This is a genomic window from Neobacillus sp. DY30, assembly GCF_030123065.1.
Taxonomy (GTDB): domain Bacteria; phylum Bacillota; class Bacilli; order Bacillales; family Cytobacillaceae; genus Neobacillus.
In genome coordinates, this window is sequence record NZ_CP126093.1 from 1,138,832 (window position 1) to 1,152,623 (window position 13,792).

13 protein-coding genes are annotated in these 13,792 nt (G+C 37.0%); 11 read left to right on the forward strand and 2 right to left on the reverse strand.

Annotated elements, in window-relative coordinates; translation table 11 throughout:
• Positions 1 to 3: 3 nt before the first annotated feature.
• Positions 4 to 1,182, reverse strand: a complete 1,179-nt coding sequence (locus QNH29_RS05400; protein WP_283863819.1) for an MFS transporter — start codon at positions 1,180 to 1,182, stop codon at positions 4 to 6.
• A 184-nt stretch (positions 1,183 to 1,366) separates the two neighbouring features.
• On the opposite strand from QNH29_RS05400, the gene cax reads away from it, so the two are divergent.
• The 8 genes from cax to rlmD all read left to right on the forward strand — a co-directional run bounded on the left by cax (position 1,367) and on the right by rlmD (position 10,053).
• A complete protein-coding gene (gene cax / locus QNH29_RS05405) occupies positions 1,367 to 2,419 on the forward strand; it encodes a calcium/proton exchanger (RefSeq protein WP_283863820.1) in 1,053 nt (350 codons plus the stop codon).
• 348 nt (positions 2,420 to 2,767) lie between these two features.
• The gene (locus QNH29_RS05410; RefSeq protein WP_283863821.1) at positions 2,768 to 3,397 is read left to right on the forward strand and encodes a YczE/YyaS/YitT family protein; all 630 of its coding nucleotides are present in this window, start codon (positions 2,768 to 2,770) and stop codon (positions 3,395 to 3,397) included.
• Positions 3,398 to 3,487: 90 nt separating this feature from the next.
• Positions 3,488 to 4,297, forward strand: a complete 810-nt coding sequence (locus tag QNH29_RS05415) for a YfkD famly protein (protein ID WP_283863822.1) — start codon at positions 3,488 to 3,490, stop codon at positions 4,295 to 4,297.
• Between the two features lie 88 nt (positions 4,298 to 4,385).
• Positions 4,386 to 4,583: an SE1561 family protein gene (locus QNH29_RS05420; protein WP_283863823.1), complete on the forward strand. Its 198-nt coding sequence runs from the start codon at positions 4,386 to 4,388 to the stop codon at positions 4,581 to 4,583.
• A 128-nt stretch (positions 4,584 to 4,711) separates the two neighbouring features.
• On the forward strand, positions 4,712 to 6,256 hold the full coding sequence (locus tag QNH29_RS05425; RefSeq protein ID WP_283863824.1) for a fumarate hydratase: 1,545 nt from the start codon (positions 4,712 to 4,714) through the stop codon (positions 6,254 to 6,256).
• A gap of 472 nt (positions 6,257 to 6,728) precedes the next feature.
• A complete protein-coding gene (locus QNH29_RS05430) occupies positions 6,729 to 7,694 on the forward strand; it encodes a nuclease-related domain-containing protein (RefSeq protein WP_283863825.1) in 966 nt (321 codons plus the stop codon).
• A 63-nt stretch (positions 7,695 to 7,757) separates the two neighbouring features.
• Entirely contained in the window at positions 7,758 to 8,564 is an 807-nt protein-coding gene (pdaA, locus tag QNH29_RS05435) for a delta-lactam-biosynthetic de-N-acetylase (RefSeq protein WP_481858778.1), read from the forward strand.
• Between the two features lie 100 nt (positions 8,565 to 8,664).
• Positions 8,665 to 10,053, forward strand: a complete 1,389-nt coding sequence (rlmD, locus tag QNH29_RS05440) for a 23S rRNA (uracil(1939)-C(5))-methyltransferase RlmD (protein WP_283863826.1) — start codon at positions 8,665 to 8,667, stop codon at positions 10,051 to 10,053.
• On the opposite strand, the gene QNH29_RS05445 is transcribed toward rlmD, so the two are convergent.
• Positions 10,036 to 10,341, reverse strand: a complete 306-nt coding sequence (locus QNH29_RS05445) for a hypothetical protein (protein ID WP_283863827.1) — start codon at positions 10,339 to 10,341, stop codon at positions 10,036 to 10,038. The genes rlmD and QNH29_RS05445 overlap by 18 nt on opposite strands.
• Positions 10,342 to 10,571: 230 nt before the next feature.
• On the opposite strand from QNH29_RS05445, the gene QNH29_RS05450 reads away from it, so the two are divergent.
• The 3 genes from QNH29_RS05450 to QNH29_RS05460 all read left to right on the forward strand — a co-directional run bounded on the left by QNH29_RS05450 (position 10,572) and on the right by QNH29_RS05460 (position 13,774).
• Complete coding sequence (locus QNH29_RS05450) at positions 10,572 to 11,234, forward strand: acetate uptake transporter (protein WP_283863828.1); 663 nt, start codon at positions 10,572 to 10,574, stop codon at positions 11,232 to 11,234.
• A 515-nt stretch (positions 11,235 to 11,749) separates the two neighbouring features.
• Complete coding sequence (locus QNH29_RS05455) at positions 11,750 to 12,799, forward strand: AraC family transcriptional regulator (RefSeq protein ID WP_283863829.1); 1,050 nt, start codon at positions 11,750 to 11,752, stop codon at positions 12,797 to 12,799.
• Positions 12,800 to 13,057: 258 nt separating this feature from the next.
• Positions 13,058 to 13,774, forward strand: coding sequence for a sugar-binding domain-containing protein (locus QNH29_RS05460; RefSeq protein ID WP_283863830.1), 717 nt, complete (start codon positions 13,058 to 13,060; stop codon positions 13,772 to 13,774).
• Positions 13,775 to 13,792: the final 18 nt, after the last annotated feature.

The following is a 13,792-nucleotide window of genomic DNA, read 5'->3' on the forward strand; positions in this document are numbered from 1 at the left end:
TAGTTAAGAATGATACTGCTCTGCCATAGAAAATGTCTTTTTCCCAAATACATAAATAACGATTGATAAAATTAACAGCATGGTACTGATAATATAAAAAAAGCTTATACTTTCGAAATATTGAATGAAAAGACCGCCGATGATTGGACCGCTTAAGCTTCCTAAGCTAAAAAAGATTCCACATAATAAATTTCCTGTCGCCAATAAATTTTTAGGCACTAAATCTGTCATGTAGCTGATTCCAAGAGAAAATGTCGATCCAACTGCCATTCCTGATAAAAGCACAGAGATGAAGAGCCCTGCAAAGTACTGTTCAAATATACTTGCAGCAGAAAAGCTTAAGAAACCAAGAAGTAATACAATCATCAGGATATTTCTTCTCCCATACTTGTCGCTTAGGACACCTAATGGCAGCTGTGTGATAATACTTCCAATGGCAAAGGCGGTTAACACTAGGGAGACACTCGCTACGTTAATATCACTTCTTAAAGCATAAACCGGAAAGCTGCCGTTTAAAGAGGACTCTAAGAAACCGTAGCAGAAAGGCGGAAGAAAGGCGACCCAGCCATATTTCATTGTTTTTCTAAAGCGCTTGATTGTATTGAAAAATGAATTTATCTCAACATCCTGTTCTGGAAACTCATTCTTTAATGCAAATACAAATACCCAGCCGATCAAACATAAAATAGAGGATACGATAAACGGTAATGCCTGATTAATATTTACTAGCGGGGTCATTAAAGGTCCGCTTGCAAAGCCGATCCCGAAAAATAATCCATACAATGAAATATTACGTCCTCTTTTTTCGCTTGGAGACGAGGAGGTAATCCAGGTTTGAGTGGCGAAATGCAAGGCGTGGTCACCAACACCGATTAAAGCACGTAAACAAAACCAAAACCAAAAGGATTTCCATAATGGAAACAATGCGAGTGCCACAACCACAATCCCTCCGCCGATAATAATGGTTGGTTTATACCCATATTTTCGCAGCGGTGCTTCCATAAAAGGAGAAACAAGAAGGATTCCGATATAGAGTGCCGTGGCGTTCAATCCATTTAGAGAGGAAGAAACCCCGCTTTGTTCAAAAATCACGGCGATTAGTGGAAGCAGCATTCCTTGGGAAAAGCCCGAAATCGCAACTATTGTCACTAAAACCCATAACCGATTGTTATTTTTATTCATACATTAACCTCGTTAGTTTGATTAATCCACCCATTCGATGGTATCGGGAAAATAGAGCATTTGCAAGAAGAATGTTCTTCAAACATGTTAGATAACAGAAAAATAGGGAACTCTCATTATGTGAGGAATTTTTATACACCTTTTACATATTTATTTTCTATGTTAGCGTTTAGGAGGAAAAACAGTGGAAAAAATTTTTATGCTGCTTACTTTTATTGGAGTTCCGCTTTCAGTGATTGGGACACTCATGCATTGGCCAACCATGATCCTTTTTATTGTTTACTGTGTTTCCATTATCGCCCTTGCAAGTTATATGGGGAGGGCAACTGAAAGTTTAGCAATTGTTGCCGGACCGCGTGTAGGAGGTCTCTTGAATGCTACATTTGGAAATGCAGTTGAATTAATTATATCCATTTTTGCTTTAAAAGAAGGATTGGTTGGGGTTGTGCTTGCTTCCTTGACAGGGTCGGTCTTAGGTAATCTTCTCCTTGTAGCTGGATTATCTTTTTTTGTCGGAGGGTTAAAATTTAAAAGGCAGACTTTTAATGTACATGATGCAAGGCATAATTCCGGTCTGCTAATGTTTGCTGTAATTGTAGCTTTTGTTGTTCCAGAAGTTTTTTCGATGGAAATGAATGAATCAAAAACGCTTACACTCAGTATTGGAATATCCATTATTCTCATCTTACTTTATCTCGCTGCTCTTTTCTTTAAACTGGTAACACATCGCGGGGTTTATCAAAGTGAAAATGCTGAAAAACATCATGAGGAAGTACCGGAGTGGGGGAAAGGGAAGGCAATTGGAGTTCTTTTAGCCGCTACTTTAGCTGTTGCCTACATTTCTGAGAATCTGGTTCATACCTTTGAATTTGTAGCAGAATCATTTGGCTGGACGGAGTTATTTATTGGGGTAATTATCGTTGCCATTGTCGGTAATGCGGCGGAACATGCCTCTGCCATTGTCATGGCATTTAAAAATAAAATGGATATTGCAGTGGAAATTGCCATTGGATCCACCTTGCAGATTGCTATGTTTGTTGCGCCGGTGCTAGTCTTAATTTCTCTTTTCTTTACGGAAACTATGCCGCTTGTTTTCACCATGCCGGAATTAATTGCAATGGTAACCTCTGTACTATTGATGGTTGTGATTTCCAACGACGGAGAATCCAACTGGTTTGAGGGACTGACCCTTCTTGCTGCCTATTTCATTATGGGAATTGGATTCTTCCTGCTATAAAAAGTCAAACGTAAAAAGACTCTGAGCCGTAAGGCACCAGAGTCTTTTATTTATTATTCATTTCGATGTAAGAGTAAATTTTTTACCTGTGCTATAATAGTTAAGCATTATGTGGTTGCGGGTAAAACCAATCGCGTTTCTTGGGATCATCAATCACCAACCTTCATGTTCAATTTATAATAGAAAAACACGAGTGTTGAATTTCATATATGAGTGGAATCCCAACCTCCTTAATGTAAATGGTTCGTCGATTGATTACTGCCCTCCTTTTTTTAAGGTTAAGTATATTATAATTGTTTAATTGAATTTTGTAAATGTTCTGATTATTATTTTTTTAAGGAGATAAAAATGGCATTATTATATCGTATTCTTTTCTTTATAAAAGGGTTAACCATTATGACTTTTGGTGTCTGTTTAACCATAAAAGCAGAGCTCGGGGTTGGGGCTTGGGATGCATTAAATGTTGCCCTGACCGAATGGATTGGTCTGACGATAGGAACATGGATCATCATTGATGGAGCAGTGTTAATAGTAGTAAATTCATTATTAGTGAAGAGAAAACCTGAAATATTATCGATTCTAACCATTATTTTGATTGGATCTTTAGTTGACTTATGGATGTATATTGTATTTGAGTCAATAGAATTCAATGGGATTTTCGCTAAAGTTGTTACGTTAGTGCTGGGAATTTTCATCATTGGGCTGGGTGCTGCGATTTATTTGCAGGCAAAGTTTCCGTCAAGTCCGATTGATTCATTTATGATGGCCATTAGAGAACGATTTCGCGTTAATTTAATGATGGCGAAGACGATTGGAGAATTAGTCGCTTTGATTCCGGCGCTGATTCTTCAAGGACCCATTGGTGTCGGTACCATCATTATTACATTTACAATCGGCCCCTTTGTACAACTGTGTTTCCCTTATTTTGAAAAATTAATGAATCGACTGTTAGATGGGAAATTACAGGAGAAATATTGAAATGTTTTGTGGGAATGGATAAAACTTTTCAACTCCGAAAACACTATGAGCAGACTTATTACTGCTATATTGTGAAAGGAGTTTTTCTTTGTGAAAAAATTATTTCCTGTCGTAGTAGCGCTGTTACTACTGCTGGCTTTCCTGCCGACAGCATCTGCTGAAAACAAAATTGCTAAAAAAGCACCTGTAAACTATCAGATACCGCCTTCAGTTCGTAATATTACGAAGGAAAATACGTATCCTAATTCGACTCAGGACCTGCCAACTTTGCAGCCCAGCGAATTAACGAAGAAGCTGATAGACTCTTCTAATGTCAAAATTGAAAATCCGGATTTAATCCGTATGTTAAATGAGTCCAGCATTAATAGTACACCTTTTGCCCTTGGTTATCGAGCAATCGTTTACCTCGGTCAGTGGCCATTGAATTATGAATCCACAGAAACAGCACCGAACTGGGAATATCAAAAGATTAATACAAACTATTATGATAATCGCGGCGGAAAGGTACCTTACCAGATTCATTATGTACAGGAGGCACAAAAAATTATCCGCGGCGGGTTAACAGCAAAGATTGAAAATGCAGAACATGTTAAAAAAATGATGCTTCTAAAGGCTATGGAAAAAACACGTTTACCGCTTGCATTCGACACCATTATTGGTGCGGGAACGAAAAACGACCATGTCTACAATATTCCTGTCAACCGCTTAGGATACTTATATGCTTACGCACCGGCAGTGAACGAAAAAGGGAAAGTCACTTATGGAGAAGTATATTTAATGCTTAAGGGAAGTAAAAAAGTCATCGTTATTAAAAATGTAACCTCACAAGGAATCGGCGCATGGATTCCTGTTCAAGACCATGTTTCATTTGGTTTTGCTGCCTCAGAAAGACCAAGATGATTTTGGGGAAGAACTCCTTATTGGGGTTCTTTTTTGAAATGAAAAGCAGAAAATGCTAAGATGTTGAAATGGAAGGGAGAGAAATCATTTGGGTAGTCCGACTCACGATAAAAATGCACAAGTTAGTTTTTTAAAACAGCGATTAAACATGTTTCTAGATGTATTGGACGCAATTGATCCAGAGGATACGGATCTTGATGATATTGACAACTTAATCAAAATGATTGATGAGTTAGAATCAAAGTGTAAGGAATTCAATCATCGTGAAGCACCAGAGTCTGTATAGTTACAGGCTCTTTTTTTTGAAAACCTTTACCTTTAAAAGATTTGTTTATAGGAGTATAATAATAATTGTCGAATAGTTGTAATTTTTAAATAGGTTGCGAATCGGACATGGGGAAAGGGGTATATTAGGTGAATATCGAGAAATTTCAGGAGAGCATGTACAAGTTAGTAGTTGAAACTTCTACAAAGCTGCCAAAGGATGTACGCCGTGCGGTGAAGGCGGCAAAGGAAAAGGAAAACGCAGGTACGAGTGCAGCAATGAGCCTTGCTACCATCACCAATAACATTAAAATGGCAGATGACCAAGTTTCACCTATTTGTCAGGATACCGGATTACCAACTTTTAAAATTAAAACACCTGTAGGGGTAAATCAATTAGAAATAAAAGAGGCGATTAAAAATGCAATCGTAATCGCCACAAAAGAAGGAAAGCTGCGACCAAACTCTGTTGATTCATTGACTGGTGAAAACAGCGGCGACAACCTTGGTGCAGGTTTGCCGGTTATGAAATTTGACCAATGGGAAAAAGATTATATCGACGTCCGTCTAATTTTAAAAGGCGGCGGCTGTGAAAATAAAAACATCCAGTATAGTCTTCCATGTGAATTAGAGGGACTTGGAAGAGCCGGACGTGACCTTGATGGTATTCGAAAATGTATCATGCATTCTGTTTACCAAGCACAAGGACAAGGCTGCAGCGCTGGTTTTATCGGAGTAGGCATCGGCGGCGACCGTTCATCAGGCTATGACTTAGCAAAAGAACAGCTATTCCGCTCTTTAGACGATGTTAATCCAAATGAAGATTTACGTGCTCTAGAAGAGTATGTGTTAGAAAATGCGAATAAATTGGGTATCGGCACAATGGGCTTTGGCGGAGAAGCAACTTTATTGGGATGTAAAGTAGGAGTGATGAATCGAATTCCTGCAAGCTTCTATGTTTCTGTTGCTTACAATTGCTGGGCATTCCGTCGTTTGGGTGTAAGTGTGGATCCTGTTTCAGGAGAAATAAATGAGTGGATGTACCAGGAAGGCGATTTGATTGATTTCACTGAATCAGATGCGGAAAAAGAAACTGCTGCCGCGCGTGCTAATGACGTTATTACACTACAAGCACCAATTAGTGAAGAACAAATTCGTCAGTTAAAGGTAGGGGACGTTGTCCAAATTAACGGTATGATGTACACCGGCCGTGACGCCATTCATAAATACTTATCTGATCACGATTCTCCAGTTGATTTAAATGGACAAGTCATTTATCACTGTGGTCCGGTAATGCTGAAAGATAAAGATGGAGTTTGGCATGTTAAGGCAGCAGGTCCAACTACAAGTATTCGTGAGGAGCCATACCAAGGCGATATCATGAAGAAGTTTGGTATCCGTGCCGTAATCGGAAAAGGCGGAATGGGTCCTCGTACACTGGCTGCACTTAAAGAGCATGGTGGCGTTTATCTAAACGCTATCGGAGGTGCGGCACAGTATTATGCAGATTGTATCAAGGGTGTTGAAGGTGTCGACCTCATGCAATTCGGTATCCCTGAAGCTATGTGGCACCTGCGAGTAGAAGGCTTCACCGCTGTCGTAACCATGGATTCACATGGAAACAGCTTGCATGCAGATGTCGATAAGTCTTCACTGGAGAAATTGGCACAGTTTAAGGATAAGGTGTTTAATTAAGGTTAGTGAGCAGGCTCCTATTTGGGGGTCTGCTCTTTTTTGTGGGTTGGGGGCTTGTTTTGTAAAAGCTGTACGGTTTATTGTAAAAGCTGTACGGTTTATTGTAAAAGCTGTACGGTTTATTGTAAAAGCTGTACGGTTTATTGTAAAAGCTGTACGGTTTATTGTAAAAACTGTATGGTTTTTCGTAAAGCTGTATGGTTTATTGTAAAAGCTGTACGGTTTATTGTAAAAACTGTATGGTTTTTCGTAAAGCTGTATGGTTTATTGTAAAAGCTGTACGGTTTAATGTAAAAACTGTACAGTTAATTTTTAAACTGTAGGGTTTTTTTAGGTTAACTCCCGATTCGGACTCCCAAATAGTCTAATTAAAGATTGGTCACCAAATGTTCACAAAGTTCCGGCATTTTAAGAAGGTAAATGCTTTTTATTATAGAAAAACTAACATCAAACATTTAGAGGAGGAACTTATTTGTTTGATAAAAATTTGTCTAAACCGATCCCATTATTACAGGCGGAGGCTCTTGAGGGAAGACTAAGAATAGACCATGAAAAAATGACAGAAATAAAAAATAACATAAAAATATTAAAGTCAGGTTATAATGGCGAAAAAGAATTAAATTACCAATTAGGGCAAATTCCTCTGCATAAATCCCACATTTTCCACGATCTCCGGCTCCCTCTAGGTGAATCATTTTTTCAAATTGACGCACTACTCGCTTCACCAACCATTCTCATTAATTTAGATGGAAAGAATCATTCGGGAAAGATAACGATTGAAAAAACTCAAATGATTCAAGAAACGACTGATACAAGGGAGATTTATGAGAACCCTGTTTCTCAGACTAATCGACATAAAATATTATTGAGAAATTGGATGGAAGAATATAAATTACCTCCAATTTTTATGGATAATTTAGTTGTCTTCACTAGGGTTTCAAGTGAAATAATTATAGCTCCAGGTTACAAAGAAGCAGAAAATAAGGTTTGTAAATCACATGATTTACTAAAAAGGATTGAGGAGTTAGAAAGATACAATAAAAAAGTCTGGATGAATGAACAAGATATACTTAACTTTAGCGACCTTTTATTAAAAAAACATACACCCAAGAGGACAGACATTTTAAGTTCATTCAAGATACCAAAATCTGATATTATTACGGGTGTTCAATGCCCAGCATGTCTTTTTGCACCCATGACCTATAACAGACATAAATGGATCTGTCCTACCTGTAAAATTATCTCAACTGATGCGCATATTAGAGCCATTGACGACTATTGCTTAATTTATAAACCGTGGTTCACTAGTTCAGAAATACGAAATTTCCTCCACCTTCCTTCCCCCAGAACAGTTACCTATTTTTTATCCTTTTTAAATTTTACTCGCGTAGGAAACACTAGTGATAGTGTCTACCACCAGCCAACTTTTTTTCCTTAAAATACTAATCATGTTTCCCATCATCCAACAAACACTATAAAAAACAAAATAGGGGGAACATGGATGAAAAAGTTATTATGCATCCTTAGTTTGCTGCTGTTAATGGTGCCTCAGGTTACATATGGGTATGTTCCAAATAAGCCGATCCATTGGGGCTTTAAGAAAGCAGTTGATGAACAGCCGCCCGACGCTGGGGCAGAGTATGAAAAGATTCTTGAAAAGTATGGTGCTTTTTATAAAGGAGATCCCAATTCAAAAGTCCTTTATCTAACGTTTGATAATGGTTATGAAGCAGGATACACCGGTCAAATCCTTGATGTATTAAAAAAGCAAAAGGTGCCGGCAACTTTTTTTGTAACAGGGCATTATTTATTATCGCAGCCTGAATTGACCAAGCGGATGGTGGATGAGGGTCATATCATTGGTAATCATTCTTGGCACCATCCCAATATGACGCAGATTAGTGATGAGCGAATTCGAGAAGAACTACAAAAAGTAAAGGACAAGACTGAAGAGATTACGGGTCAAAAGAAAATGAAGTATTTACGTCCACCAAGAGGTGTTTTCAGCGAGAGAACGATGCAGATTGCGAAGGAAGAAGGCTATACACATGTTTTCTGGTCATTGGCTTTTGTCGACTGGAATACGAATGCTCAGAGAGGGTGGGAATATTCTTACCTGAACATTATGAGACAAATCCATCCTGGAAGTGTTTTACTACTGCACACTGTTTCGAAGGATAATGCCGACGCCCTTGAAAAAGTAATTAAGGATTTGAAAAAGAAAGGCTATAAATTCAAAAGTCTGGATGAATTTAAGCCGGAAAAGAAAGGTTTATCAAAGATCATCCCGAGTTTCTGGAGAAAATAATTTGTAAAAAAGCTGGATTCGCGAAGAATTCGGCTTTTCTCTGTTAATAATGCTATAATACGGTGATATCAAACAGGAACCGGAATTTGGAGTGAACAAGATGAAAACAGATCAATCAATTAAAATACAGCTAAATCAGACCTTTCCTTTAACCATCAAACGGCTCGGCATTAATGGGGAAGGTGTCGGATATTTTAAAAGGCAGGTAGTTTTTGTACCAGGAGCACTTCCGGGCGAGGAGGTAGTGGTTGAGGCAACAAAGATTAATCCAAAATTTGCTGAGGCAAAAATAAAAAAAATTCGCAAAAAATCACCACACCGTGTTCAGCCGCCTTGCCCAGTCTATGAGGAATGCGGCGGCTGTCAGCTGCAGCATTTAAAATACAGCCAGCAATTAAAAGAAAAGCGGGATATTGTCATTCAATCGCTTGAACGTCATACCCGGCTGGCGGTGGATAAACTTGATATCCGGGAAACGATTGGAATGGAAGATCCATGGGGCTATCGTAATAAAAGTAGTTTTCAACTCGCAGGCAGGGATGGAAAGATTTTAGCAGGACTGTATGGCTTAAACTCTCATGAATTAATAAATATTGAACATTGTGCGGTACAGCATTCACAAACGAATGAAGCCGTTAATGCTGTTAAAAAGATTCTCGAAGAGTTAAAAATCACGATTTACAATGAGAAAACGCGTAAAGGGATTGTTCGGACGATTGTTACCCGTGTAGGAGTGCAAAGTGGTGAGCTCCAAATTGTTCTCATCACAAATCAAAGGGAATTACCAAAGAAAGAACAGATTATTGAGGAAATCAAAAAAAAACTTCCTAATGTAAAATCCATCGTTCAGAATATAAATGAACAAAAAACGTCGCTGATTTTTGGAGAAGAAACTTTGCCATTAGCAGGAGAAGAGTTTATCCAAGAAACATTGGGAGACCTCCAGTTTGAGTTATCGGCAAGGACTTTCTTTCAGTTAAACCCTGTTCAGACCATTAAGCTTTATAATGAAGTAAAAAGGGCAGCGGCGTTGACTGGTCAAGAAAAAATAGTCGATGCTTATTGTGGAGTGGGAACTATTGGCTTGTGGTTAGCAGACCAGGCAGCTGAGGTCCGTGGGATGGATGTTATTCCTGAATCGATAGAGGATGCCAAGAAAAATGCTAAACGTCACGGATTTACCAATACCAAATATGTACCTGGTAAAGCAGAAGAGGTACTTCCTAAATGGGTGAAAAAGGGATGGAAGCCTGATGTGATTGTGGTGGATCCGCCAAGAACCGGTCTTGACGGACAATTAATTCAGACGATTCTACAAACAGCACCAGAAAAGCTTATTTACATCTCATGCAACCCGTCTACTTTGGCAAAAGACATCAATCTGTTAAGTGCTAAATACGAAGTAAAATATATCCAGCCTGTAGATATGTTCCCGCAGACGGCGCACGTGGAGTGTATCTCGCAACTCATTTTAAAGAAAGGCAACTAATCCAACTGGGTGTTGCCTGTTATGTGTCTTGCAGTGGATTAACAAAGCTGTATTGAATGTGGACGGTGCCATCATTCTACAAATGACCTTTTCAACCAGAGAATGAAGGACCTGCGGCATTAATTCTTTTAAGTTGGGGACATCTTTCAATTTTGTACCGATATTAATGGCGAAGTCCTGGTTGTCGCTTTCCTTTAGCTTTTCATTAAGTTCGGTCTTTTTGGTTTTAAGGTCCTTAATCTTGCAGTCCGATAAAGAAAAGTGCAGTGTCGATAAGTAATAGCTCATTCCTCATGGAATGGGCTTCTTTAGTTTCTTTTTTTAAAAATTTTTTTGGGAAATGTTCTATGAAAACAAGATCTTATGAGTGTCCTATATATGTATTCAAAAGGTCCTTGTAAATACTTGTGAATTTTTCCTAAAACTTCGGAACATAAATAATACATTTTAATATAGACAAAACGGACGATTTTCTGTATCTTTATGAAGGCATATTACTAAGGAGGAAGTAGACATCATTGAATAATCAAAATCATACTTCAGTAAAAATAGTTACAGCTGATCCATCAGCACTTGGGCTGTTTGGTTTAGCAATTGTTACGCTTGTAGCATCATCACAAAAATTAGGACTAACAGAAGGCACTGCTTTAATTCTGCCATGGGCTTTCTTTTTAGGTGGTCTTGCACAATTAATTGCAAGTTTCCTAGATTCGAAAAAGAATAATGTATTTGGAACAACGGCATTTGGAGCATTTGGATTATTTTGGTTTGGTGTCGGCACAACATGGTTGATTCAAATAGGTGCACTAGGTGAAAAAGTCCTTGCTAATGCGGATTCAAAACAGCTAGGTGTTGCCTTCGTCGGTTATCTAATTTTCAGCTTATTTATGACGGTAGGTGCAATGGAAACCCATAAAGTACTGTTTTTTATTTTTGTGCTAATTGATTTCTTATTTGTCGGGTTGTCGCTAAGCTCATTTGATATTATATATGAATTTTCACATATGCTTGCAGCAATCTCTGAATTGTTCATTGCTTTACTATCATTTTATGGTTCTGCAGCAGCAGTTTTAAATACACATTTTGGGCAAGTTGTTTTACCAGTTGGTAAACCCTTTGGCATATTTACAAACCAAAATGAAAAAGAAAAGAGAACTGAAAAACATCTTAAAATCGGGTAAACACAATTAGAATCTTAATCAGCAGATTTATTCTGTGATTAACATTTTGTAGAGCATCTCTTTTGGGATGCTCTTTTATTTATAGCTCCGGAAGGTTTATACCAAAAATTATAAAAAACCTTACCACCGCACAGGTTGTTGCCACATAGACTCACACATGTGGAGTGCTGTTTACTACTTATAAGAAAAATTAATTAATAATGTGATAGTGAAGGATATTCTAATTATGTGTAAAAACCTTCCATTTAGGGCCCCACAATGCGGTGTCTTTTCGCCAATATTGAGTAACGTCTACTAAAAATCAATTAGATAAACGCCTCCGTAATTGTTTCACAAATATACATTTTTGGGCACTAGTGTCTAATGAATTTCCAACCCCTCAGTAATTACTCATTGATATAGAAACATTGTTTAATAAAGATGTGTAAATTTAACAACTATTCAAAACTATTAAACCAATGTTAAAATACAAGAAATCATTTTTATTGTACCTTCAAAGATTGGAGAATATATAAATGAGGCTAAAAAGTTATAAAGAATTGTTGGAGATAATTAACATTAGAACTGACATAGAAGAACATATAATACAGACTCTTGAAAATATCCCCAAAGATAAAAAACTAAAACTTCCAATCCCTGCCAATAAGTTAGGGAATAACGGTAGGAAAATAATTATGGGAAAAGACGAGAATGGAATTGTTACCTCTTATCCCAATAATGAGGTTAAATTAAATAAGTTTGCAATAAGGAGAAAAACAAGATATACACCTATGCCAAAACATAAACATGAATACATTGAAATTGTATATGTTTTACAAGGTAGTTTTATTCAGGAAATAAAGGGAAGACAAATCCAAATGAATAAAGGGGACTTATGTATATTGGACAGAAATGTCGTACATAGTTCCTTACCATTAGGTGAATCAGATGTGGTAGTCAATATTATCTTGACATCGGAATTTTTTGATGGGATTTTTATGTACTTATTGTCCGATGATAACTATATTTCCAATTTTGTCATCAATAGTCTTTACTCTAAGAGTAAGTCACAAAATTTCTTAAAACACCATGTAAAAGAAGATTCTATAATACAGAAAATTTTAGAAAATCTTCTGCTCGAATACTATTCAAGAGAACTTAGATCTTCAGCGGCTATTAACGGCTATTTCCTCATTTTATTTACAGAATTATCAAGAGAAATAACTAATAGCACTGGAGAACTTATTAATGATGAACAACATAAGGTAAGGGAACAAATTTTAAAGTACATTAGAGATCAATATAAAGATATTAATCTTAATGAAATGGCAGATTACTTTCATTTTCATCCCAGTTACCTAAGCACTCTTATTAAAAAAGAATTTGGTAAAAATTTAAAAGATTTATTGCTTGAGGTTCGAATGACAGAAGCAAGTAAATTACTTAAAAATACTGATATGACAGTAGAAAATATCGTTTTTGAAATCGGTTATACAAATTATAGTCACTTTTATAAAGTGTTTAAGAAAACCTACGGTATGACTCCAAACCAATATAAAACAAAAGTAATAAAAAAGGAGATTTAAATACTAAGTGTGACCGAAAACCTGCCAGATTGGCGGGTTTTTTTGCTGTTCACCATTAAAATAATGATGGGGAAAATCTAAAATGTAAAAAATAAACCTAAAAAAAACATATACATTCCTAAATAAACAACATTAATTAATGATTATTAAACTTGTAAAATCATTATATGTAAGCGTTCTTAATCATAGGAGTGAGGAGGTAAAAAAACATCGTCATCTGTAGATGTCATAATAATTGAAATAAAAGGGGAGCGAAAGATGTCAATATTATCAACTAACTTTAAAAAGTCGGCATTAGTTATTGTTGTTTCAATGTTGCTATTTTCACTTGTTATACCAAGTGTAAGTGCTGAGCAAGGGGGAAAGAACAATAAGAAAGATGGAGTGGTCAATACAGGTAGAACTGTAGAAAATATTGATGAAGATTGGACATTCTACAAAGGTGCTCAAAGTGCAGAGGAAAATTTTAGTGCCACAAATTTCAACGATGGCAGCTGGGAACAGATAAGCCTTCCTCATACGTGGAACGCAGAGGACGGCATTGACCTTGGGGGATATTACCAAGGAGATGGTTGGTACAGAAAAGAAATAACTATTCCTAATAGTTATGAGGGTAAAAAATTATTCTTACAGTTTGGAGCTGCAAACAAAGAGGCGGAAGTTTTTGTTAATGGCGAGTCGCTCCATACCAATATAGGTGGCTATACTGCATTTACAGTTGATATTTCAGACCATGTAAATTATGGACAAAAAAATATTGTAGCCATAAGGGTAAACAATGAAGTAAAAGATTCAGCTCCACTATCAGCAGACTTTACCTTTTTTGGCGGCATTTACAGAAGTGTCAATCTAATAGTTACGGATCAAACCCATATTGATGTAGAAGATGATGGTTCAAATGGTGTATATGTTACCATTCCAAACGATGAATCGATTGAGAAAAATGCCGAGGTAACCCTTACAGTGCCAGTTTAAGTAAGCAGTAATGATGTT